The following is a 23,501-nucleotide window of genomic DNA, read 5'->3' as shown; positions in this document are numbered from 1 at the left end:
CCACAGAAAGGAATTTGCGTTGCGGAAATTCAAACTGGTTTGCGCTCCAGTAACCCCCTTCACACCCAATGGAGACCTTGACCTGACCGGCGTGCCAGTCCTGTACCAAAGCCTAAAAGACGCGGGCATCGAACACCTCTTCACGCCCGGCACAACGGCAGAGTTCACTGCGCTCGGCGATGAGGAGCGGCTGACGGTCATCAGCACCGCCCTTAACGTCTTTGGCCCAGACGGCGTCTTTGCGCATATTGGGGCCGCGACCTCACGCCATGCTGTGGATCTGGCCAGAAGGGCCACCGCGCTCGGGGCGATACGCCTTGCGGCCATCACGCCTTACTTCATCACAGCCGGACCTTCTTCGGTCGTCGATTACTACCGTGCCATTGCTCAAGCGGTCCCAGCTGCCAACGTTTACGCATACATTTTCCCGGACCGGGCAACGACCCAGGTGACACCGGAAACTCTCGCCAGCATCGCACAAATCCCCGGCGTCACTGGAGCAAAGCTGTCTGGGATGACCACCGAGACGGTGGCGAGCTACAAGAAAGCCGTGCCGCCGTGGTTCGAGATCTACTCAGGCAACGACGCGGAAATCCTAGATGTGGCTGCCGCCGGCTGTGACGGGACAGTTTCGGGCGTCTCCAACGTGTACCCACGCCTTTTTGTCGCGGCTGCAACGGCCATCAACAGCGGCCACGACGCGAGTCACCTAAAACCCCGAATCCGCGACGCCCTCGATTCCGTCTCTGGCGGGGACATCGCCCTGTTGAAAACAGGCGTCGCCCTGAGAGGACTCCCCTCCGGGCCGCTGAGGATCTCACTCGAGGCACCATCCACCACGGAGACTGAGCTCCTCAGGAACATGCTCAGTTAACGAACTCGAATCTCGGCTCGCTGGCTCGGCCCTAGGACCATTCTGTCCATCCGTGGAAGCGTCGTAAAACTTCCGTTCACAATCAGCAGAACGTGCTCCTGATTCGCTCCGGGCATGACCCCATGGGGGCTAGGCCGAACAACAACACCGAATTTGACGGAGCTGGCAGAGCCAACAAAAGAATAGGAAGAGAGAACCATGACCGGAATCATTGTCGTCGGGGTTGACGGCAGCCAAACAGCCCAACACGCAGCAAACGCAGCACGAGACCTCGCCATCGCATTAGGAACCAGACTTCACGTTCTCACGGCGTATACGACCGACCAGACAGAGTCTCTAAGCAGCGGTAGCGACAGCTGGTTACTGACCAATGCAGGCGCTGCCGAAAGGCTTGCCAGAAAAGTCGCTGACCGCCTCCGCACCGGCGACCTCGTAATAGAGCACTTTGCCGCACGAGAAACGCCCGCCACCGCACTGATCAAGCACGCTGAAACCCACGGCGCGTCCATGATCGTGGTTGGAAATCGACGAATGCAAGGCATAGGGCGCCTCCTGGGCAGCGTGGCAAACCACGTGGCCCACCACGCACCTTGCGATGTCTACGTGGCTAAAACCGACGAACCCAATTAGCGTCAAATCAAGAACCACACGCAAGCGCCAGTCAAGGTTTCTCGGAGTTCGCCTCGACTACAGGGACCGGGACGACCGGCAGCGCGCAGCAAGCCGGCATGCGGGGGTCGGCGGTCCTCACCAGGTGCACGTTATCCGGGGCGATGATCTGGGTTGGCGTCAGGATGACTCGAAATTCGAAATTACTGACAGCCGCTCATGATGTTCTCAGATCTCTCCCTGAGAGACGAAGGGCAGGAAAGCGGAGTGCAGTAGCCCGGGATCATTGAAATAGTCCCAAAAATCTTCGACTTGATAAGCATCACCCGCAGCATAGCTGGCCATGTCACCCGTAACGACTCGATGAGGGTGGAACGACAAGGCTAAGCACCGCCGACCGGCCGCATCCGCGCTGTTCAAATAGGCCCCACGTCAGGTTGGGGTGTGGATCAAACGGATGGCGCATTTTGTAGATCCCTCATGATCCTGTTTCGTCAGTGGCCAGGAGGGATAGCCGTGTACCTTCTACATCGTTCCGTGCTGCTGCGCGGTGGCGAGTTCTTTGATAACTGTGTAGTCGCTCGGTGATAGGGTCAGCTGCGCGGAGGCGACGTTTTCTTCGAGGTGATCTTGGGAGGTCGTGCCGGGGATAGGCAGGATGACTGGTGATCGGTGCAGTAGCCACGCTAGGGCGAGTTGGCTGGGTGTGTGCCCGAGGGTCCTGGCCAGAGTGTCTAGTGGGCCTCCGTGGACGGCCAGTTTACCTGTTGCGAGGGGGTACCAGGGGATGAAGGTTATGCCGTGCCGTTCGGCGTAGTTGAGGACGCTTTCGCTGCTTTGGTCGCTGAGGTTGTACAGGTTTTGGACCGTGGCGATGGGTGCCACCTGTCTGGCGGATTCAATTTGCTCAACGGTGACCTTGCACAGGCCGATGTGGCGGATCTTTCCTTCCTGTTGGAGGTCGGCTAGCACCCCGATTTGGTCGTCGAGCGGTACTTTGGGATCGATCCGGTGGAGTTGAAGCAGATCAATGGTGTCCAGGCCCAGAAATCGGAGGCTTAGCTCAACTTGTTGGCGGAGGTATTCAGGCCGGCCCAGCGCTGTCCATTGTCCTGGCCCCTGTCTGGATTGCCCGACTTTTGTCGCAATGATGAGATCCTCCGGATACGGGAAGAGTGCTTCACGGATCAGCTGATCGGTGACGAAGGGGCCGTAGGAGTCGGCGGTGTCGATGAACCTGACGCCAAGGTCGACGGCGCGCCGCAGTAGCCTAACCGCACCGCGGGGATCGGAGGGCGGGCCCCATTCGCCTGGACCTGTGAGTTGAAGTGTGCCGAATCCTATGCGGCCCGTGGTGAGTTCGCCGCCGATGGAGACTGTAGGGGCGGAAGTAACGGGTTGCATGGGATGTCCTTTGATCGAGAGGGTTCCTGTCGGAGCGGAGTACCCGCGCGGGCACCTCACATGGGAGCCTGACGTAGTCGGTGGGTGCGGTGTTCTATTGGAGGTAGCGGAAGGCGCTCCACGTGGGTGTGACGACTTTGCAGCCTGCGATATGGCGGGCCCAAAAACTGGGCCGCGTGTTGCGGCCGGATCTGCGGAAGTATGCTTTGCCGCCGCAGGCGATACAGACGAGGCGGGAGCGCCGGAGATTGATTTCCTGGCGTGCGAGTGAGTTGAAGTCGTCGACTTTCCACTCTTTTTTGTCGGCCAGGCAAAGGACCAATCTCACGGTCGTCTCCTTTCCTTCGTGTGGGGCATGTCAGGCGCCTCCTTGCAGCCTGCGGAGCTGTCCCAACGGTTTTCGCTTAGGGGTTAGCGTGCGGTTGCGCCGGCGGTGGCGTTGAGTAATTTTCGGGCGGCAATGGCCGCGCCATACAGGCCGGCATCGTCGCTGAGCTCGGCATGCACGACGCGGGGGATGGGGTAGCCGTCCCGGGAAAGAGTGTTGGAAAGGGCTTCCATGAGCGGGTTCCAAAGGGTGTCGCCGGCACGGGCGACGCCGCCGCCGATGGCTATCAATTCGGGGTCGAGCACCCTGACCAGGTTGCCGATGGCTACGCCGACTCTGGTGCCTGCTTCACGCATTAGGGTGATGCAGGCGGGGTCCCCCTGGGCGGCGAGTTCGCCGACGAGCTTGGCGGTGATCTTGTGGGTCTGCGCCGCTTCCTTCAGGCGGGGGGCGGCTGTGGTTTCCAGCAGCTCTGCGGCGTGGCCGGCTATTGCTGTCCCTGAGGCGTAGTCCTCGAGGGTTCTTGCTTCCAATTCACCGGGTGCACGGACGATGATTCTGCCGAATTCTCCCGCAGCCCCGTGGTGCCCGGTAATGAGCTGGCCTCCGGCGATGATCCCGCAGCCGATTCCGGTGCTGATGGTCACGTAGCAGAAGTCTCTGGTTCCGCGCCCGGATCCCAGTTGCCATTCGCTGATGGTGGCGGCGTTGGCATCGTTGATGATTTCGATTGGCAGTGCCACGCGTTCCTGCAGCATCTGGCGGAGGGGGAACGTGTCGTAGACGCCGATGTTGGGCGCGTCCCGGATCGCCCCGGTCACCGGGTCCACGGGTCCCAGGGCACTGATTCCGACAGCGCGCAGGTGCCCGGAGGTGAGTTTCCGGGCACGTTCGATGTGCAGGACCATTTCATCAACGACCGCGGCGGCACCCTTGGGGGTCGGGACGCTCCAACGTTCCAGCTGGGCTGTTTCACTGAAGATGGCCGTGCGTAGCTGCGTGCCGCCCAGGTCCATGGCCAGGACCTCCGGCACGTCCACATCGATCGTCATCTCACGCGGACTTCCACTCGGTGGAGTCCACGAATCCGGAGATCGCCGCGTCGACCTCGGCGGTGAAGGAGACAGGATCGCGGTCCTTGCTGGTCACCTCCACCAGGTCAGCGGCGGGGATCGCCTCGGAGTAGGCTTTGGCGATCTCCCAGGGGTGGAAGGGATCATCCAAATGTCCGACGACAAGGCTGGGCACTGTGATCGCGGCCCACTGCTCCCGGCTTGAGGTCGGGGCGGTGGTGGGGAACCGGCGCAGGATTGATGCGTTGACCGCGGCCTTGGGGCGGGTGATTTGATGGCGGAGGGACTGCGCGGCTGCTGCCGATTCGGCGGCCACGCCGCGGTAGATCTCGCTGGCGGTAAGTCGGTCGAGGGCTTCTTCCGTTTCGTATTCATCGAGGAGATTGGCGATCAGCTCGTAGGAGGCCGTGTTGCGTTCGGCCTGCCGGTGCTCCAGCCACGCGGGACGGCACAGGACGAGCCCTGCAACCCGTTCGGGATACCGCACGGCAAGGTTGAGTGCGGTACCGGCACCGAGGGAGATTCCGCCGGCCACGAAGGTGTCAAAGCCCAGGTCGTCGGCGAGGGCAATGATGTCGTCTGCGAAGGCGTCGAAGGAACAGTGGTCGTCGGTGACGTCGCTACTGCCCCCGTGCCCGCGGGCGTCCATGCACACCAGTGTTGTCTTCGCGATCTGCTTGACGTAGCCAAGGGGCTGGTTCCGGTTACCGCCCATCCCGTGCTGGAAGATGAACGGGCGGCGGTCGGAGCCGGGTGCGGCCGGTTCAACGACCTGGTATTCGAGGCTGGCGCCGTCGTCCCGGATCAAGGAGGGCATCAGACGGTAACCTCCAGCTGTTGGCGCAGGAACGCGACCCCGGAACCGACCTCGGACTCGGGCAGGCCATGCATCACCAGCGCGCCGCTGTATCCGGCAGCTGACAGCCCGCTGAGGATGTACTGCCAAGGCAGTGCCCCCTGGCCCGGAGCAAGTGCCCGGCGGCCGGGGACGAGCTCTTTGGCATGGGCCAGCGCAATGTCCGGCCCGAGTGTCTTTAACGCGTGGTCGATGATCCCGGCCGTCGTGGCGTCCGACAGGTCATCTGTATCGAGGATGTTGGCTGCGTCGAAGACGATTTTCAGGGCCGGGGATCCGATTTCGTCCAGCATTGTGTGGGCGAGGTCGGCAGTGGAGACGACGTTCGTGTGCTCAGGTTCGACGGCGACGGTGATGCCGGCTTCCTCTGCGAGGCGGGCGAGCCGGGTCAGGGACTGGCGGGAGTCGGCCCAGGCTTCAGGGGTGGCGTTGTCCGGGTGGAAACGCCACATGTCCTCCGGGTCACGGCTTCCGCTGCAGAGCGTGATGACGGGAATGCCGAGTTCGACGGATACCCGGACGAGTTCAGCGAACCGGGTTAGCCCGGTTTCGCGCACCGCCGGATCGGGGTGTGCGGTGTTGAAGGTCCCCGAGATTGCCGCCAGCCGCACGTTGTGGGTGGCCGCTGCTGATTTGATCTTCTCGATCGTATCCGCGTCCACTTTCTCGGGGACAGTGTCGATTCCTGCGATGGAGAGGTTGTATTGGACGGCGGTAATGCCGGCCGCAGCGACGGCGGCCATGTTTTCTTCGATGCCGGCGGCTTCGAAGGTTTTGGCGAAGATTGCGATCTCCATCAGACCGCTCCCTCGACGTCGGCCAGGCGTACCCAGTCTCCGGATTCGACCGAGCGGGCGAGGGCGACCATGCCGCGCACGCTGGCAAGGCCGTCCTGGGCGGTGGCGCCGCGGGGAGTGGAACCGGTGCGGGCGGCCTGGGCGAGGTCTTCGAGCTGGAGGCGGAAGACGTTTGCGTCCGCGCCGATGGGCTGGTGGAACATGCCGTCCTTGACGGAGAAGGCCTGGACTTCGGCGGCCTTGAGGTACCAGGGGTTGTGGATTTTGCCGATGACGCTGCCCTCGCTGCCGTAGATCTGGAAGCCTTCCCACCAGTCCATGCGCACGGCGAGGGTGAGGTCGAGCTGGCCGAGGCAGCCGTTTTCGAATTCGACGTCGAGGAACCAGCAGTAGGTGCCTGCCTTGGTGGACAGGCGGGTGCGGATGGCGTTGATGGGGCCGCCGAGGTAGCGGGCGGTGTCGAGCAGGTGGCTTCCGTGGCCGAGGACGTAGTAGCGCTGGCGGTTGGCCTTGGGGTCGCCGGCGGGGCGGCGGGGGGCCTTGCTGTGCTCGATCAGGGGGCGGATGGTATCGGTGACCTGGTAGCGGTAGGTGGAGTCGCAGTACCAGTGCTTGAGACCGATGAGTTCGCCGATTTCGTCGCGGATGAAGTCGTGGGCGTAGGCGATGCCTGGGTCGTAGCGTTTTTCGTGTCCCACGAGGACCACCTTGCCGCTGCGCTTCTGCGCGGCTGCAAGTTCTTCGGCTTCTTCGACGGCGACGCCCATGGGCTTTTCGACGAGGACGTGCTTGCCTGCTTCGAGGGCCCGGATGGCCAGCGGTACGTGGAACTGGTCGGCAACAGCTACGACGACGGCGTCGACGTTTTCGTCGTTGAGCATCTTGTCGTAATCGTCGAAGGTGGTGGTGGGCTGGTGGATCAGGGACATGCGTTCGCGCAGGTCATCGGCGGCGTCGCAGATAGCGTAGAGCTCAATCTCTTTGGACTTGCGGGCGGCGGGGAAGTGGGCGGCCTGGGCGATGTCGCCGGCGCCTAGGACGCCGACCCGGAAGAGGTTCTCAGTCATTGGTTTTCCTGTCTGGAGGGGATGGGTGGATGGAGGCCGGGGGACCGGCGCACCTCGCGTTGCCCGCGTGGGCGCCGGTCCCCGGGTAATCAGACAGCCACGGCGGCTGCGAGGTTGTAGCGTCCGGCGACGGTGGTTCCCGCGTCGGCCGGCCCGGCGCTGACGGAGAGGCCTTCGACGGCCTTCTTGGTTGTGATGACGACCGGGGTCACCGTGGAGTAGCCTGCCGCAGCTACGGTTTCAAGGTTCACATCGCACAGCGGGTCACCGGCAGAGACCTGGTCGCCCTTGGACACATGGGTGGTGAAGCCTTCCCCATTGAGTTTCACAGTATCCATGCCGATATGGATCAGGACGTCCACGCCCGCGTCGGTCCGGATGCCGTAGGCGTGGCCGGTGGGGAAGACGGTGACGACTTTGCCGGACACGGGGGCTACGAAGCGGCCGTCCCGAGGCTCGATTGCAAAGCCGTCGCCCAGGGTCCCGCCGGCGAAGACGGGGTCGGGGACCTCGGAGAGTGCAATGACGGTGCCGTTGACGGGGGCCACGAGTTCGTTCAGCGGCGCGCCGGCGGAGTGCCGTGCCTCTGAGCGAGGGACATCCTGATTGTCGATCTGGTTGTCGACGCGGGTTCCGCGGGACTTGCGGCCAAAGATCCCGGTATTGGGGCCTTCGTAGCCGAGGGTTGCGATGGTCAGCATGGAGACGAGGAACGCGACGCTGATGCCGATGGCGTACAGCGGGATGTTGTTGAAGGCGGGGATGGTCAGCAGGGACGTGAACAGGAATGCGTTGGTGGTGACGCCGCCGCCGAGGCCCATGATGAACGCGCCGGTGATGCTGCCGGCCAGGATCGCGGGGATGGTCCGCTTGGCGAAACGCAGGTGCACGCCGTAGAGGGAGGGCTCGGAGATGCCGCCGAGCAGGCCTGCGGTCAGGGCACCGCCGGCGACCTGTTCCATCTGGGCGTTCTTGCGGCGGATCGAGATCAGGAGCACGCCGGCGGTGACGCCGAAGCAGCCGAAGTTCCATGCACCCATGGGGCCCTGGATGAAGTCGTACCCGAGGGTTGAGATGTTCAGGAACATGATCGGCACCACGGACCAGGCCGTGCCGGTGATCACGAGGAACGGGTACAGGGCGCCGACCAGCACGGCGAAGATCAGCGGAGAGAAGCCGTTGACGGTGACGAAGAGGTTGCCGATGCCGCTGCCGGCGTAGACACCCAGCGGGGCAAGGATGAAGGCGGTGACCGGAATCATGACCAGCATCGACAGGAACGGCACGAAGATGACCTGCAGGTTGCTCGGGATGACTTTGCGCAGGAAGGCGTACAGCGGTCCAAGCAGCAGAGCCATGAGCAGCGGCGGGAAGACCTGGGAGCTGTAGTTGAAGATCGTCAGCGGCAGGCCGAAGACGTCCACCACTGCGGGGAGCTTCGCGTCCGCTCCTGCCAGCTGGGTGAAGGCGGGAAGCATCATGACGGCCATGATCGAGAATCCAACCCAGGGATCTGCGCCGACCTTCTTGGTCGCGTTGTAGGCCACCATGAGCGGCAGGAACACGAAGACAGCCTGCCAGGCGAGGTTGACGAAGCTCAGCGAAGAATCCAGCGTGACACCCGGGGCGTTCCACGCCGGGATGACCTTCAGCGTGGCCAGGAGCGCCATGACGGTGATGAAGATCGAGGCTCCCAGCATCGCACCCAGGACCGGGCGGAACGAGTCCGCGAGGAACTCGAAGAACCAGTTGAGCCACGCGAACTTGCCCCGGGGACCGCGGCCTTGAAGTTCGGCCTTGAGCTCGCGCATCGCATCCGGGTCGGTATCAGCCCCGCCCTTGCCCAGCTCGGGGAATTCCCTGGTCATCTCGACGTAGAGGTGGTTGACGGCCCCGCCGACAATCACCTGATAGCGGTGGGCATCCTGCCGTACGACGCCCATGACTTCGGGAATTGCGTCGACTGCTGCGTCGCTGACCACGGAGGCATCGCGGAGTTCGAAGCGCAGGCGTGTGGCGCAGTGGGTCAGATGGGTGATGTTCTCAACACCGCCGACCTGTTCGATGATGCGGGATCCAACGGATACTTTTGCCGACATGGCGTCAGCCTCCTTGCCGTGCGCCGCGCGCCGTCGCGCGGAAAGTCGGAGCGGTGGTGGTCATCATGGTCTCCTTTGAAACATAATGTTCGTTCGATGAATGAATTAATTAATGGACCGTTGATCCCGGCCCGAAGCAGTGAAGGCTGGGGTTTGTTCGCGAGTCGAATTAATACAACAATAGGACTCCTCCCACCCGGTGTCAACGCCTCTGTTTCGATGGCTGGGGAGGGTGGCCGGACTGGCCCGGGCTAATTGTTCGCGAGGCGAATTAATGCTAGGGTGTGCGTTCTATGGATGAACCCCACAAGCATGCCTCGCCCTTGCGCGTCCTGATTGCCCCGGACTCTTTCAAGGGAACCCTCACAGCGCGGGAGGCCGCAACGGCCATCGCTGAGGGCTGGAAATCCGTCAGACCCCATGACGAGCTTGACCTGGCGCCTCTCGCTGATGGGGGAGAAGGCACCCTCGATGCCGTCGCCGGCGCCATGCCGGATTCAGTGCGGTCAAGCATCGAAGGCGCTACCGGGCCCGACGGCAAGGCGCGGCGCGGCGAATGGCTTAAGCTGCCCGGCAGCGTTGCCGTGGTCGAGCTGGCACAGATCGCGGGCCTGCCTTTCATGGACCAACTGGCACCGCTGACAGCCACAACCCGGGGGGTAGGTGACATCATCAGGGCTGCCGTGGAGGACGGAGCCCGTGAAGTATGGCTGGCCCTTGGCGGTAGCGCGTCCACCGACGCAGGCTTGGGTGCGCTGCGCGCCCTGGGAGCAGTGGCTCTGGATGCAACCGGCAAAGACATCCCGGAAGGGGGCGCCGGCCTGCTGGAGGTTGCGGCCCTTGACTTCGCGCGCCTGCTGCCAATCCCTGGCGGTATCACGCTGCTCTCCGACGTCACAGCGCCCCTGACTGGACCGCATGGCGCCGCCGCCGTTTTCGGACCGCAGAAAGGGGCTACCCCGGAGCAGGTTGAGGCACTGGATCAGGGGCTGCAGGCGTTCGCCCTGCTTGCCGGGCTCAGCCCCGACATCGCGGGCGCGGGCGCTGCAGGCGGCGCCGGTTACGGATTCATGGCCGCCTACGGTGCCGGCGTGGAGTCAGGAGCTGACCGGATCGGCGAACTCGTCCAGCTCGACCGGAGAATCCGTCAGGCCGACATCGTCATCACCGGCGAAGGATCATTCGATGGTCAAAGCCGCATCGGAAAGCTTGTAGGCAATGTCCTGCAGCGGGCAGCGGAGGCAGGGGTCCAATCCGGTGTCATCGCAGGTCGGATCGCCGCGGACCCCGGCACCTGGGCTGCCGGACTCGACGAACTGGCCGGTGACGGCCCGACCGCAATGAAGGATGCTGCGCGCTGGGCCGCAGCGGCCGCCAAGCGCGCCGCAGAAGAGCTCGGAACGCGCAAACGGACGCCCGTTGGCCCGGCCGCATAGCTCAAACACCAGACCTGCCGGCACAGCCCACCGCCCTTCCAGCTATTTCCCACACCGGGCACCCCTCTGCCCGGACCAGCCAGCACACCATAAACCAAGGAGAAAAACCATGCCGGAAAGAACATCCGTTATCGCAAGCAGTTCCGGACTGCACGCACGACCCGCAGCGATCTTCGCCGACGCAGCCGCCGGACTGGACGTCGAGGTCACGATCGCCCTAGCCGGAACCCCGGAGGATGAAGCACTCGACGCCTCGAGCATCCTCTCCCTCATGACGCTCGGTGCAGGAAACGGGGACACCGTCGTACTCCGCGCCGAAGGCCCCGGGGCCGAGGCCGCCCTGGAGAAGCTGGCCGTCCTCTTGGAAACCGACCTGGACGCACAGTAACCACCTCCGAAGCAGTCCCCTGCGATGCCACCGCATTGCAGGGGACTTGTGCATTTAACTACGTCGCTTCGCTTGCCGCCGGCGACCGTCCAGTTATGCCGAAGGGCTGTTTCCACCGTAGGTAATGAACCGGCAGCGGAAACAGCCCTTCTGGGTGCCAGGGAGCGAAGACCTAGCCCTTCACGGCTCCGGAGGTCAGGCCGGAGACGATATTGCGCTGGAAGATCATGACGACGAGCACCAGAGGAATGGTGACCGCCAGCGCGCCTGCCGCCTGCGCCCCGTAATCGATGGAGTACTGGGTGGCGAACTGCGGTATTTGAACCGTCGCCGTCCAAGTCTTCGCGTCGAACAGGAACGTGTTGGCGAAGAGGTAGTCGTTCCAGGAGTTGACGAAGGTCAGGATCGCTGCCGTGAGCAGGCCCGGCACGGCCAGCGGGAGCATGACCCTGGTGAACGTTTGCAGCTGGGTTGCCCCGTCGATTTTTGCTGCCTCCTCCAGGCTGTGCGGTATTTCGCGGAAGAAGACGGTCAGGACAAAGATGGTGGTGGGCAGGGAAAAGACGATGTTCGGGATGATCGCTGCGGGGTAGTTGTTGATGATTCCCCAGGCAACGAACTGTTTGAACAGCGGGATGATGACAGCAACCTGGGGGAAGAAGCTCACCATCAGCATCAGGACCAAGGCCACGTTGGAGCCGCGGAATTTGAACCGGGCAAAGGCGTAGGCGGCCAGGGAGCCGATGACCATGCACACCAGGGTGGTCGTCGTTGCGATGATGACGCTGTTGAGCAGCGTTGCCAGGAACGTCTTGTCGCTGAGCACCCGGCCCCAGGCCTCTACCGTGACCGGGGCGAACAACAGCTCCAGCGGAGCCCGCCCGATATCTCCTGCGCTGGCCAGGCTCATGCGCATGACCCAGAGCAACGGTGCGATGCTGACGACGAACAGCCAAAGGATCAACAGCCGGAAGGCCCAGAGACCTTTCTCCTGGCTGCGGCGTGGCTCCGCGGGGGCAGGGGCCACGGCAGTGGCGCGGGAAGTGCGTTGTGTTGATGTACTCATGGTGTTTCAGGCCTTATTGCGCCGTGCGCCGAGTGCGATAACGAAGAACAGCGCGATGATGAACGCTGTGATGAAGACAAAGACCGAGGCGGCCGACCCGGTGGGGAACTGGAGTTGGCTTACGCGCACGCCTTCATAGACGTAGGTGGAGAGGGAATCGACCTGCCGGTTTCCCATGACCCAGAACAGTTCGTAGACACGATACGCGTCGAGGGTCCGGAACAAGGCCGCAATCAGGATTGAGGGCACCAGCAGGGGAAGGACAATGCGGAAAAAGCGTTGGACTGCTCCTGCGCCGTCCATGGCAGCGGCCTCCAGCGTGTCCCCCGGGATGGTCTGCAGGCCGGCAAGGATCAGCAGTGCCACGAATGGGGTGGTCTTCCAGATGTCAACGATGACGGCCGCCACGACCATCAGGTCCTGGCTGCCCAGAATCGGCTGGCTGATCAGGTTGAGCTTGTAGGCCACCCAACTCAGCAGGCCGTTGGGGTCGCTAAACATCAGCCGGAACATGATCGCGGAAATGGCCGTTGGAAAGGCCCACGGCACCAGCGTGACAGCGCGCACCAGGCCCCTGCCCCGGAAACCGCGGTTGATGATCAGGGCGACCGCGACGCCAAGGACGAGTTCGACGGCGACACTGCAGACGGTGAACACTCCCGTGTTCGACAGGGCCCGGAGGAAATCCGGATCCGCGAACAGGGTCTGGTAGTTCTCCACCCCGACAAAATCCCCCGTGTTGCGGATGGTCCCGGAATACAGGCTCAGCCACACAGTCTGCACCACGGGCCAGATCACCACAGCAGCCACAATCGCCACCGCCGGAGCAATCAGCAGGTAGGGCAGTGCCCGGGACTCCTTGATCCGGCGCGGCCGGTGCAGTGTCGCCGTCGAGGTCACTTCGCCTGCACCACCTTGTTCAGTGAGGTTTGCAGTTCGCTGGCTCCCTGGGCAGCGGGCTGGGCACCGCTGATGATCTTGTAGAACGAATCCTGCATCGCCAGGGAAGCGTCGGAGTAGTACGGCGTAACCGGACGTGAACGGGCGTTGAAGGCAGCGTCCTTGCCAATGACGGTGAGCGGGTTGGCCTTGTTCACATCGGCATCGTCGTAGAGAGAAGCGCGGGTCGGCAGGTACCCACCGTCGACAGCGCGGATCTTCTGGGCTTGCTCACTGGTGAAGTACTGGATGACGTCCCAGGCAGCATCCTTGTTCTTGCCCGAGGCGTTCATGAAGAGGTTCCAGCCGCCCAAAGTCGAGGAGCTCTTCGTTCCGGCCTTGGTAACAGGCAGGGAAGCAACGCCCACCTGGTCCGCGGTCAGCTTGGAGACCGAGGGGTCCTTCACCAACCGGTAAAAGTCGGACCAGTTGCGCATGAACAACGCATCGCCCTGGAAGAACTGCGTATAGTTCTCCTGTTCCTTGAACGTCGTGGAGGCGGCAGGTGCGATGCCGGAGTCGACCAGTTTGCGCATTTCGGCCAGGCCGGCGGTCGCATCCAGGCTGTTCACCACCGCCTTGGTGGAGTCCGCAGGATCAAGAATGTCACCGCCGGCGTTCCAGACGAACTCGGCCGCGTTGCACACCAGCCCTTCGTACTTGGCGCCCTGCATCAGGTAGCCGGCAGTGACATCGCCACTGGCCAGGACAGCCTTGGCCTGCGTCTCCAGTTCGTCCCACGTTGCCGGAGGAGCGGTGAAGCCATGCTTGGCGAGCAGGTCCTTCCGGTAGAACAGGTATGCGGTGGCGTTGAACCAAGGGACGCCGTACACCTTGCCCTTCCAGGAGTCCGCGGTCATGCCGCCCTTGAGGAACTTATCCTGTTCCGCCTTGGGGAACCGGTCAGACAGATCCTCGACCCAGCCCGAGTCGGCCAGCTGCGCCGCCCAAGTGACATCGCCGATCACCACATCGGCGTCGACGCTGTTCGCGAGGAACTGCGTGCGCAGCTGGTCGAAATAGGCGCTCATGTCGGTCTGCGATGTTTGCCATTCGATCTGCGTTCCGCCCGAATGGTCCTTGTTGTACTGGTCAATCAGCTTCTGCATGGTCCCCGACGTGTCCGGCGGGGCCAGCACCTTGATGGTTTTGGACGCGCTGGCACTTTCCGAAGACGGCGAGCAACCGGTCAGGGCTGCGGTGGCCGCCATCGCGGCAATACCAACCGCTGCGACAAAACGCCGCGTCCGACCTGGCCTGCGCCGTGCAGACCTGTCGATGAGTGCTTCCATTCGAATATCTCCTTTGATGTTCATTCGGCGAACGAATTAATAGGGATAAGGTGAGCTGCAGCAGTCGCAGCGGTGCCTCGATCGGGCTTAGCCGGCAGAGGGTTTTTTGCGTCCCGGGACGGTGGCCTGCTCGGGACGGAGAACGGGGAGGGCGAAAAACTCGCTCATGGGCAGCGCGGCCGCGCCCATGGCAATGGCATCAGCACCGAAGGCGGAAACCGCAAAACGTGTCCGGCCAGGATCAACGTCCGCACCGCGCGCTACGGCAGCCAGGGCGTCCTCAGTGCCCAAAATGGCGGACGAACGTCCGCCAAAGACAACGAGTTGGGGCGAGAGCATCCAGACAAGTGTTGAGGTAAACCAGGCCAGGTACTTCTGCCAGTCGTCCGCGGCCCGGACAGCCGGCTCACTGCGGCTGTGAAGTTCATCGAGGAACCCGTCAAAATCGGCTGCGCTTCCGCCGTTGGCAGCGTAGCTCTCCCTAAGTCCGGAGATCCCGATAACGTCTTCCACTGTCGGCCAGTCCTGAACTTGAGAACCTGGGTGGGGAATGCGAATGTGACCCGCCTCGCCAACCTGGCCAAGGCTTCCCCGATAAATGCGTCGGTCAAGGACCAATCCGGAGCCCACACCGGTATCAAGCAGGATGTACAGCAGGTCACTGCTGTCGCGGCCGACGCCGAATTGAGATTCGCTGATCGCGGCAGCGTTTGCGTCATTATCGATGAAAACCGGGAGGCCGGTTTCGCGGGCCACGTGGTCGCCAAATGTAACGTGCCGCCACCCAAGTATGGGGGCGCGATCGATCTTTCCCTCAACGACCGTACCGGGAACCGTGATGCCGATGCCCTGCAACCTGGGCCGGACGAATGGATGCTCCGAAAGAACGGATTCCAGCAGTTCGAGCAGCGTCCGCTCAGCAGCGGCGGGATCACTGCGATCCGTTGGAGCCGAAGCGCGGCCTACCTCAGAGCCACTGAGATCGACGACAATAGCGGTGGACATCTCGTTGCCAAGATCCAGCCCGGCGAAATAAGCCCCATCGGCACAAAGCTGCAAGGTGACCCGCGGCCGCCCCGCACCCTTTTGCGAAGATCCGCCTGAGTCCACCTCCCGAACAAGCCCCTCCTCGATGAGGGCACCGGTAATGACAGTGATCGTGGACCGCTGAAGGCCCAGAAGTTCCGTCAAGCCGACACGGGAGCGCGGTCCATGCTTCCAAAGAGCGTCAAGCACGCGCGCCTGGTTGATGTGGCGCAGCGTTGAACTGGAAGCCAAAAGGTCTCCTTCCGGGGTTTGAATCAGGCTAGACGAATTAGTTTGTTCGCGACGCGAATTAATTTAAATTTACCCGGGCCACCCTGGGGTGTCAATAGCGGCAAGTGATGAGCGTCACGAACGCGACGCCCCCTGCTGGACATCACGCTCAAAACTAAGCTTACTTACTGTTATTCGCACCGTAAACGAACGCCGGGTATTTGTCGCTGGTTGCACTCACCCTACGAGCGCTCTGTCAGACCGCCCGCCAAGTCAAGTCCCCTTCGGCGTTGTATGCGTGATTCGCTCACTAAACGAAAGCACGGACCAAACGCCGATAATGAAGATTATGTAAAGCGGAGGGCTGCGTAATGCATCAAATGCATCATTTTCGGCCTCTTCGCTCCTTACTAAACCTGGTGCGGGCGCTGCAGTCCGTCAGCCTTCGCACTCGATGCAGTAGGAGCGGCCCTCGTCTTCGCGGGCGAGCTGGGACCGGTGCCGGACCAGGAAGCAGGATGAGCAGGTGAACTCGTCCTTGCCCTGCGGGATGACCTGGACGATGAGTTCCTCGGAGACGATTTCCCCGCCCGGGGTCAGCCCTTCGTCCAGGGCGTCGGCTTCGTCCAGTTCGGTGACGACGCTGCGGGCATCCGGGGCGTTGGCGGACTTCAGCGCCTCCAGCGAGTTGTCCTGGGATTCCTTGACGTCGGAACGGACTTCGTCGTAATCGGTAGCCACGTTTGGCGGTTCTCTCTTCTTCTCTGGTGCCGGTTCTTTTCCTGACCAGAGAGCAACGTACACGATGGTGTGCTTGTTCCCGCGGGAGCGCGGCCACCCCGGCAGACCGGGTCGTGCTTGTTTTCGAGCAGTGCTCCGGGCACGGAGTGGCTTGACGTGTTAGGCGAGGACGCTGACACTCGTTTTCACAGGTCGAGCATTGGAGGTCGCCGTGGATGGTCAGCGCATCGGCTACGTGCGGGTGAGTACCGTGGATCAGAATGGGCTCCGCCAGCTCGACGGCCAGGTCCTGGACCGGGTTTTCACCGACAAGGCTTCCGGCCGGGACACCGCTCGGCCGCAGCTAACGGAGCTGTTGCGGTTCGTCCGCGACGGGGACGCGGTGGTCGTGCACAGCATGGACCGGCTCGCCCGAAACCTCGATGACCTGCGTGCCCTGGTGCAGAGACTCACCAAGCGAGGGGTGCGGGTGGAGTTCGTCAAAGAACAGCTCGTCTTCATCGGCGAGGACTCCCCCATGGCCAACCTCATGCTCTCAGTCATGGGCGCCTTCGCCGAATTTGAGCGGTCCCTCATCAGAGAACGCCAGCGCGAGGGCATCGCGCTGGCCAAGCAACGCGGCGCGTACAAAGGGCGGAAAAAGACCTTGACGCCGGAACGGGCGGCAGAGCTGGTTCAGCGCGCCGACAGCGGCATTCCGAAGGTCGTCCTCGCCCGTGACTACGGAATCAGCAGGGAAACGGTCTACCAGTACCTCCGCCAAGCGGCGTTGAAGTAACCCCCTTACCCTCGCCCCTCGCCCAGCATTCCCAGCCAACCTCAAGGTTTACCCTGCAGGGTTATGTATGGAACTTCGGCCAACCGCTATTTGGCCGAAGTTTCGCCACTTCCAGGGCCTGCAAGGGGCCATCATCTGCGCCCGACCCACCGTGCGTGACGGCTTCAGCGTGCGAAGGGCGGGACGGAGGCGTCGTTGAATGGCTCGAACCAGTCCTGAACGTTCATGGGTGCAAAGCCCAGCTGCATGTTTAGCTCGACGTCGTTCTCGAAACCGTCCATGGCGTTCTGGTAAAGCAGTTCACTGTCCATATCCTCGAACAATCGCTCTTCGAGCATGCCCCGCCAGTCGTCAGCCAAGTCCAGATCGTAGGAATCCTGAATGACTTCGACTTGGTCAAGAAGGCAGCGCAGCGCCAGCTCCTGCGCCACGCAGGATGGGCGGCCCCATCCCCGCACCAACGCCCCGGTCATGTCCGCGGCAACCACGATGAACCTCTGAACAAAGCCAACATCGTATTTATGAGCGAGCCTGGGCGGCAGCCAGGCCAGGACCGAAGTATTAGCGATGTCCTCGCGGTCAATTGAGTGAAGCTTTCTCAGGCCGGCCAGATCCTCAAAAAGCTGATCGATCAGGACGACAGAGGCCTCCCATAAAGCACCGGCCAGCAGTCTTGCCTGAAACAGGCTTCTGCCCCGAACCTCGGGGGTGATCAAGTCCATCCACTCGATGTCGTCGGGGCAAAGCAGGCTGCGCTGCTCCGCCGTCAGATCCTCCAACCGCGGTTCAAACCCCAGCTGCTCCAAGCTCAAACCTGTCAGCCTCTCCCCTACCTCCAGGGCGCGCTGGACGTAGTTGTCTTCATGGCTCATGCCACGATGCTACCGGCATTCGACCCTCCTCCCTGCTTAGGACCGGCTGGAGCAAAAATGCGTGCTGAACGCTTGACCGAATCGCGGTTAGCTGCGTTTAGGAGCCTTGAACCTGTGCGGCCAGCGCTTGATTCAAGGCCGGGATGTCCAGGAAGGCGGGATCATAAGGTTCTGTTGAGCCGGTGGTCTCTGCGACCCATTCTGCGTGCCCTGCGTGGTCTGGATGGGTCGGGTCGGTCAGGGCTTCCAGGATCACTTCATACCCTGGGAATCCTCCAGAGTCTTCCAGCGGTCCGCGGCGGGCACCGTCGAGAACTCGGGCCGGCGGCGTGGCTTCGCTCGTCGAGTGTTGCGAAACCAGCTCAAGCCTGTGCAGCCAGCTGTCGCCGAAATCGTACTCATAAAAGGCCGAGCCATCGCCCAGCGCCAGCAATTGAGTAAGGGTTAGATCTTCCTCTGGCCTGTCGTCCGGTTCGTCGCACTCCTGCCGGGGAAGCCATTGCGGCGTCTCTGGAATGTGCCCATCCACCGGCCGCAACGGCGCGAAGGGGTCATCGGCTGTAAACCTGTGCAGGTGGATATCCTCCCAGCCAAAGGCAATTTGCAGGATCTGGTGCAGCCGGTCGAGAGTAAAGGAGCCCCGGACATCAAGCTGGCGCCAGATTCGTGGCTCGATGTCGACTAGCTCCACGCGGACCTCCAGCATCAACTCTGGTTTCGCGCTCATCACGGCAGCAGCGTTCATACAGGCCATTCTTTCAGCCTCCGCAAGCATGCTTCGGGAACGAGGCGTCTCACATGCTGTGGAACTCCAGCCGTACAGAACGTCGGCTATCGGCGTCGCATTCGATCCGGTAGAAGTTGGTGCCTTTGGACTGCTCCCGAGAGGAGGATCACTTCGGCTGGATAACAGGCGAAACCTTGCGCCGACAGGCGTCCCTACGAAAGACTCGGGGAACGCATGCTGAATTGATGAAAATTTGGAGCGGGATACACCTCGAAAAGCGCAGGCAAAGATGCCTTGCGCCTACTGGCAGCAAGGACGCAGCCCTCGGGATCCCGCAAACCGAAAGGATCGCAATGGCAGGAATGTTCGAATTATTTATCGATGCAGAATCAGCCTTCAGGTTCCGACTCACAGCCCCGGACGGCACCATCATGGCCGTCTCCAAGCCCTTCGACACTAAGACCGACGCGGTCGCAGGCATCGCCGCCATCCGCGAGTACGCCGGAATGGGACTAATTACCGACCACTCGACAACGACCACCAATTCCGCACCGCCCCAGATCCACGATGACCCCGCCGCGACGCCCGACTCCCTACGGGTCCCAAAGATCGACTTCCACGCGCGCGCCAGGGCGGTTCGCAGGGCCGTCTCGGGCCCCCGCTGGGCCGGGGCGATACACAACCTCTCCTGAGCGCCGGAGAAGGCTCGCACTGCCCCTTTTTTGCCAGCTTTACAGAATCATTATCGGCGTTTGGAAATGACCGGGGGAGAAGCCCCGGAAGGGGCTCCCCGGGTACTCTTCGCCGCTGTCCGGTTAGGCCCATTCCAGGAACCGCGACACAGTGTCCCCCGGCTGGAAGGGCCTGCTGTTCCGGCGGCAGGGTGTTTGCCGTAGGTGCAGCCGGTGACCGTTCCGGCAGAGGCGGAGTGGCCCGGACCAGACCTGACGCTGCAGCCGCCAAGTGTTGCTTCGATAACATGCGGCCACGAAGCCCGGAACCTCTCGAGCGCCTACCAGTGTCCGCCCCTGTCCTGGCATGCATCGTCCAGGGCAAAGGCGAGCACGTCCAGATCAAGTGGCGGGAGGACTTCGATGTCGTTGATGAATGCTTCAAGTTCCATCTCTCCGGCATCCCCGCCGTTGCGCCAGTAATGCAGCCAGAGCTCCGTGAGCGAAAGGACGTCTTGCTCCAGAAGTACCGTTGCCAAACGTCTCGGGTCCATATTTAGATGCTGGAATCGACGGTGAATGACCACAAGAGGCCTTGGCCCGAATATGCCCGCCCACGAAGGTTCACTAAAGGTCAAATGTCGGCTCTCTGAAGCAGCCCGGAGAGTATCCGGCCTCAAGCCAGTTCGATGCATCGACGAACCGCCGGCTCCCAGGATTAGTGGGTGAACCTTTCGCGTTTAGACGCGCCGATCAGGCCGATGATTCGCGTCGATGGCGGGTTCGCCAACCGGGTGTACCGCGGCGTTTGCGTTCTCATTTCGAGTCAGAATCGTGCATCTATTAACTCCCCCAGTCCGGCGCCGGCGACTAAGGACGCGGCCAAGTCCCTGCATCCGGCGGCCACATGGCGCACTATCGGGAAAGATCGAGAATCCACTGGCCGTGCGGTTGGTGTTCCTCTCTTTGCTGCACGGGTTTCCTCGATCCTTCTTGGGTCCGGTCCAACGAAGACTCAAGTCGCGGAAGGGGGGTCAGTCGGCGTAGTAGGTGTTAGCAATATAGACGTCACACGGGGCGTTATGCGCCACGCTGTTGGCGACGCTGCCCAGGACGCGTCCGATGCCCTGCATCCTGCGGTTTCCCACCACGATGATGCTCGCCTCCGTTCTGGCTGCTTCCGCAATGAGGGCGTCGGCGGGCTTGCCGGGGACAGCGGAGGACGTGACCGTGATGCCCCGCCCCAATGACTCGGCAACCGTCCGGGCGAGGTGCTCGGCAGAGTCCGCATCGGACACAACCAACTGGTCACTGCCGCTGCCAACAACTTCGACGCGGTCGCTGCCGAAGGCTGACACCACGTGGAGTGAGGTCCCAAGGGCAACTGCTAGGTCCCATGCAGATTCTGCGGCCTTCTTTGCGGTCTTGCTGCCGTCGACTCCTACAACGATGATTCCGCTCATGTATACGCTCCTATGCTTTGGTGAGAACGGTCCGGGTGGCCGTCACTTGGTCGGGATTTTGAGGTACCGGTACTCTGCCGGGTTACGGAAGCGGGTCCGGGTTCCATCACGGTCCCGAAAACACTCCCTCGCTTAGATTCTGTCAAGTTCCCTGATGGTGCCTGGGGAAATTTCCTTGTTGATTCCTACGGTGAATGTCCAAGGGTCATTTCTCGTCACGAGGATTCCTGCGCCCGCTTCAACCGCTTGTTCCAGGAGCCGAGCGACTGCGAAGTCGAGTTGTTGGTCCCGCTGCGTCCGGCTCTGAACTTTTAGCGTAATTAGGACATCCTTGAGTACGCATTTGGATGCCTCAATGTGGGGTTTCACTTGGATGGTCATGGTTTTCCTTGAGGCCTGCCTGCCGGCAGACATATCGATTCCGGTCGCGCCATTCCACTGGAAAGGGCGCGGGTTGCAGCCGTCCCCTGTCGTATCTAACGACGTCATTTTGGCGACCCTGTGAGGGAACCGCCCGGAACCGCGGCGACGAGGGTTGAGCCCGTGGTCGTCGGGTGAGGGAAGTCAAAGTCCGAGAACCTCCTGCACCATTTGGCTGCCACTAAATGACCAGCGCTGAGAAGAGTTATGAGCGAGTAATTGGCTAAGGCGATCCCCTTTGGGTGGACGGCGTTCATCAGACACCGCGGATGAGTCTGGCGATGACGATGGTGCCGATGAAGGCGAGGTCCGGAGATTGGGCGGAACGGTGGAGCACTCCCTTGCCCTGGCAGCGGCTCCTCACATTCCCTGCTCGATGTCGCCTCTTGTAAGTGAAGTATTCCGCTAGCTACTCCAATAGATGTACGGACAAACAGTCGCGAAAATGAAAAAGCTTCCTTTCGTTTAATTCGTTCCTTGCCCAAATAATGAGCCCGTCGCTAGTCCTAGACTCCACGGTTCCAACATAAGCCGGAACCCCGACTACTCGAAGTGCTATGACATCTCCGGGGGAGAGATTCATCCAAGCCAGTAGTGGGTGCTTCTCCACCGACCCATGTTCTTGGTCTTCTGCCCACGGCGGGTCGAGATCTTGTTCTGGCATGGTGTGACCTACGGCAGCTTAGGCGGAGGGCCAGCCAGTGTAGGCCTCGGCGAGGTAAGCCATTCCGTGCCTGGAGGAGACCACGGAGTGCAGTTCGCCGAGCTGGCGGGCACGGGAGAAGTCGTCCGCGTCCGCCGGGGTGTGGAGCATCGTGGTCATCCAGTAGGAGAACTGCTGTGCCTTCCACACCCGCTCCAGCGCACGGTCGCTGTACGTCTCCAGCAGGCGATCAGAGCCGGAGTTGTAGTGGCTGTCCAGCCCTTCGAAGAGGACCTTGACGTCGTTGATGGCCAGGTTGAGGCCCTTGGCGCCGGTGGGCGGGACCGTGTGCGCGGCGTCGCCGGCCAGGAAGAGGTTGCCGTGGCGCATGGGAGTGTGGACGAAGCTGCGGAAAGGCAGCACCATCTTCTCAATGACCGGCCCCTCCTTGAGTTCGAAGCCATTGCCGTTGACGCGGCGACGGAACTCGGCCCAGATCCGGTCATCATCCCAGTCCTTTACGTCCTCCTTGGGGTCGCACTGGAAGTACATCCGCTGCACCGTCTCCGTGCGCTGGCTGATCAGGGCGAAGCCGTTGGCGGAGTTGGCGTAGATCAGTTCGTCGGAGCTGCGCGGGGCCTCGGCCAGGATGCCGAACCAGGCGAAGGGGTACTCGTGGAAGTACCACTTGCGGTGGGCCTCGGGGATCTGGAACCGGCAGTGGCTGCGGGAACCGTCCGCGCCCACCAGGAAGTCGGCCTGGATCTCGAATTCGGTTCCGTCCGCGTCCGTGAACCAGACCTTCGGCTTGCCCTCGAGGTCGTGGACGGAGGTTTCCGTGACGCTGTAGCGGACGTCGCCGCCGTCGTCCTTCCTGCGTGCGGCAAGGTCCAGGAACACGTCCGTCTGCGGGTACAGCCATACGGACTCGCCTACGAGGTCCTTGAAGTCGATGCGGTGGCTCTCGTTGTTGAAGCGCAGCTCGATGCCGTCGTGCCGGTCGCCGTCGCGCAGCACCCGGTCGGAGACGCCGCTGTCCACCAGGAGGTTGACGGTCCCGTGTTCCAGGATGCCTGCGCGCACGGTGTGGGCAATCTCTTCATGGCTGCGGATTTCAATGACCGTGGAGTCGATGCCGGCCTTGGCCAGCAGGTGGGAGAGCATCAGGCCCGCCGGACCGCCTCCCATGATGGCTACCTGGGTGGTGATGATCTTGCGTGGAGCCATGTCTGCGTCTCGCTTCATTGCGGGGCCCTTGCTTCGAAGGACCCGATTGGTAGTTCGGCGTTCAGTGTGCGGTAAAAAAGTGACAACCGTTACGCGTCTTCCGTTCAACGGAAATTTTTCCCGGTTGGCTGGTGCGTCTGACCTAACCTCGCTGTTGTTAGGGAGGCTTTAAACCGCAACGCACTACCGGTAGCTAGGCGTTACCTGACCATCGCAGGTAGGTCCCGGTGACCCGATCGCGGGAGCGAGCAGGCTGTGGTGGCCGGTGGGACTTTTGGTTGGATTATTTTCGCAGTGACCCAGCCGGTGTGGAGGCCCAAGGGGTGGACGTCAGCAAGGACCGCAAGGCGATCTCTTCGTCGGAGCCAGCCGGATACGCACGTCTGAACTCCCACATCTGATCCGTCGGGGTGCTATCGGTGCTTGCTTCAACAACGACCGGGGGCGCGCGAAATGCTCTCGGCACCATTTGTT

23 protein-coding genes are annotated in these 23,501 nt (G+C 62.2%); 6 read left to right on the top strand and 17 right to left on the bottom strand.

The window, feature by feature from the left end; all coding sequences use genetic code 11:
* The first annotated feature begins 19 nt into the window (after positions 1-19).
* Entirely contained in the window at positions 20-874 is an 855-nt protein-coding gene (locus K4G53_RS19110) for a dihydrodipicolinate synthase family protein (RefSeq protein ID WP_221387267.1), read from the top strand.
* Between the two features lie 198 nt (positions 875-1,072).
* On the top strand, positions 1,073-1,504 hold the full coding sequence (locus K4G53_RS19105) for a universal stress protein (RefSeq protein WP_221387266.1): 432 nt from the start codon (positions 1,073-1,075) through the stop codon (positions 1,502-1,504).
* A 504-nt stretch (positions 1,505-2,008) separates the two neighbouring features.
* On the opposite strand, the gene K4G53_RS19100 is transcribed toward K4G53_RS19105, so the two are convergent.
* The 7 genes from K4G53_RS19100 to K4G53_RS19070 form a co-directional block, all read right to left on the bottom strand.
* Positions 2,009-2,887: an aldo/keto reductase gene (locus tag K4G53_RS19100; protein WP_221387265.1), complete on the bottom strand. Its 879-nt coding sequence runs from the start codon at positions 2,885-2,887 to the stop codon at positions 2,009-2,011.
* A 94-nt stretch (positions 2,888-2,981) separates the two neighbouring features.
* A complete protein-coding gene (locus K4G53_RS19095) occupies positions 2,982-3,215 on the bottom strand; it encodes a hypothetical protein (RefSeq protein WP_221387264.1) in 234 nt (77 codons plus the stop codon).
* Between the two features lie 83 nt (positions 3,216-3,298).
* Positions 3,299-4,267, bottom strand: coding sequence for an ROK family protein (locus K4G53_RS19090; RefSeq protein WP_221387263.1), 969 nt, complete (start codon positions 4,265-4,267; stop codon positions 3,299-3,301).
* A 1-nt stretch (position 4,268) separates the two neighbouring features.
* Positions 4,269-5,105, bottom strand: coding sequence for an alpha/beta fold hydrolase (locus tag K4G53_RS19085; protein WP_221387262.1), 837 nt, complete (start codon positions 5,103-5,105; stop codon positions 4,269-4,271).
* Positions 5,105-5,941, bottom strand: a complete 837-nt coding sequence (locus K4G53_RS19080) for a sugar phosphate isomerase/epimerase (RefSeq protein WP_221387261.1) — start codon at positions 5,939-5,941, stop codon at positions 5,105-5,107. The genes K4G53_RS19085 and K4G53_RS19080 overlap by 1 nt, the downstream gene beginning before the upstream one ends.
* A complete protein-coding gene (locus K4G53_RS19075; protein ID WP_221387260.1) occupies positions 5,941-7,008 on the bottom strand; it encodes a Gfo/Idh/MocA family protein in 1,068 nt (355 codons plus the stop codon). Before K4G53_RS19075 ends, K4G53_RS19080 begins: the two co-directional genes overlap by 1 nt.
* 89 nt (positions 7,009-7,097) lie before the next feature.
* Positions 7,098-9,107 carry a glucose PTS transporter subunit IIA gene (locus tag K4G53_RS19070; protein WP_221387259.1) on the bottom strand — a complete coding sequence of 670 codons (2,010 nt, stop codon included), beginning with the start codon at positions 9,105-9,107 and terminating at the stop codon, positions 7,098-7,100.
* Between the two features lie 293 nt (positions 9,108-9,400).
* Here K4G53_RS19070 and K4G53_RS19065 point away from each other — a divergent pair, with 293 nt between their 5' ends.
* Both K4G53_RS19065 and K4G53_RS19060 read left to right on the top strand, forming a co-directional pair.
* Positions 9,401-10,543, top strand: coding sequence for a glycerate kinase (locus K4G53_RS19065; RefSeq protein WP_221387258.1), 1,143 nt, complete (start codon positions 9,401-9,403; stop codon positions 10,541-10,543).
* Positions 10,544-10,652: 109 nt separating this feature from the next.
* Positions 10,653-10,931, top strand: coding sequence for an HPr family phosphocarrier protein (locus tag K4G53_RS19060; protein ID WP_221387257.1), 279 nt, complete (start codon positions 10,653-10,655; stop codon positions 10,929-10,931).
* A 172-nt stretch (positions 10,932-11,103) separates the two neighbouring features.
* Here K4G53_RS19060 and K4G53_RS19055 read toward each other — a convergent pair whose 3' ends face one another.
* From K4G53_RS19055 to K4G53_RS19035, 5 genes are all read right to left on the bottom strand, one after another.
* Complete coding sequence (locus tag K4G53_RS19055) at positions 11,104-11,997, bottom strand: carbohydrate ABC transporter permease (RefSeq protein ID WP_221387256.1); 894 nt, start codon at positions 11,995-11,997, stop codon at positions 11,104-11,106.
* 6 nt (positions 11,998-12,003) lie between these two features.
* Positions 12,004-12,897 (bottom strand): carbohydrate ABC transporter permease, encoded by an 894-nt coding sequence (locus tag K4G53_RS19050; protein WP_221387255.1) that lies wholly within the window; start codon positions 12,895-12,897, stop codon positions 12,004-12,006.
* On the bottom strand, positions 12,894-14,228 hold the full coding sequence (locus tag K4G53_RS19045; RefSeq protein ID WP_221387254.1) for an ABC transporter substrate-binding protein: 1,335 nt from the start codon (positions 14,226-14,228) through the stop codon (positions 12,894-12,896). The genes K4G53_RS19050 and K4G53_RS19045 overlap by 4 nt, the downstream gene beginning before the upstream one ends.
* Positions 14,229-14,315: 87 nt before the next feature.
* The gene (locus K4G53_RS19040; RefSeq protein ID WP_221387253.1) at positions 14,316-15,506 is read right to left on the bottom strand and encodes an ROK family transcriptional regulator; all 1,191 of its coding nucleotides are present in this window, start codon (positions 15,504-15,506) and stop codon (positions 14,316-14,318) included.
* Positions 15,507-15,923: 417 nt separating this feature from the next.
* Positions 15,924-16,226, bottom strand: a complete 303-nt coding sequence (locus K4G53_RS19035; protein ID WP_221387252.1) for a DUF4193 domain-containing protein — start codon at positions 16,224-16,226, stop codon at positions 15,924-15,926.
* A gap of 211 nt (positions 16,227-16,437) precedes the next feature.
* On the opposite strand from K4G53_RS19035, the gene K4G53_RS19030 reads away from it, so the two are divergent.
* Entirely contained in the window at positions 16,438-17,004 is a 567-nt protein-coding gene (locus K4G53_RS19030; RefSeq protein ID WP_221387251.1) for a recombinase family protein, read from the top strand.
* A 164-nt stretch (positions 17,005-17,168) separates the two neighbouring features.
* Here the strand turns inward: K4G53_RS19030 and K4G53_RS19025 are convergent, their stop codons facing one another.
* Together K4G53_RS19025 and K4G53_RS19020 are read right to left on the bottom strand one after the other, a co-directional pair.
* On the bottom strand, positions 17,169-17,876 hold the full coding sequence (locus tag K4G53_RS19025) for a hypothetical protein (RefSeq protein ID WP_221387250.1): 708 nt from the start codon (positions 17,874-17,876) through the stop codon (positions 17,169-17,171).
* Between the two features lie 97 nt (positions 17,877-17,973).
* A complete protein-coding gene (locus K4G53_RS19020; protein ID WP_260323854.1) occupies positions 17,974-18,621 on the bottom strand; it encodes a plasmid pRiA4b ORF-3 family protein in 648 nt (215 codons plus the stop codon).
* 335 nt (positions 18,622-18,956) lie between these two features.
* On the opposite strand from K4G53_RS19020, the gene K4G53_RS19015 reads away from it, so the two are divergent.
* The gene (locus tag K4G53_RS19015) at positions 18,957-19,295 is read left to right on the top strand and encodes a DUF1508 domain-containing protein (protein ID WP_221387248.1); all 339 of its coding nucleotides are present in this window, start codon (positions 18,957-18,959) and stop codon (positions 19,293-19,295) included.
* A 320-nt stretch (positions 19,296-19,615) separates the two neighbouring features.
* Here K4G53_RS19015 and K4G53_RS19010 read toward each other — a convergent pair whose 3' ends face one another.
* The 3 genes from K4G53_RS19010 to K4G53_RS19000 all read right to left on the bottom strand — a co-directional run bounded on the left by K4G53_RS19010 (position 19,616) and on the right by K4G53_RS19000 (position 23,027).
* A complete protein-coding gene (locus K4G53_RS19010) occupies positions 19,616-19,828 on the bottom strand; it encodes a hypothetical protein (protein ID WP_221387247.1) in 213 nt (70 codons plus the stop codon).
* 480 nt (positions 19,829-20,308) lie between these two features.
* Entirely contained in the window at positions 20,309-20,737 is a 429-nt protein-coding gene (locus K4G53_RS19005; protein WP_221387246.1) for a universal stress protein, read from the bottom strand.
* Positions 20,738-21,839: 1,102 nt separating this feature from the next.
* Complete coding sequence (locus tag K4G53_RS19000) at positions 21,840-23,027, bottom strand: 4-hydroxybenzoate 3-monooxygenase (RefSeq protein ID WP_221387318.1); 1,188 nt, start codon at positions 23,025-23,027, stop codon at positions 21,840-21,842.
* Positions 23,028-23,501: the final 474 nt, after the last annotated feature.

Source organism: Arthrobacter sp. MAHUQ-56 (assembly GCF_019710585.1).
Classification (GTDB): Bacteria; Actinomycetota; Actinomycetes; order Actinomycetales; family Micrococcaceae; genus Arthrobacter.
Note: the sequence above shows the minus strand (reverse complement) of the source record. Positions and strands in the feature narration are given on the sequence as shown.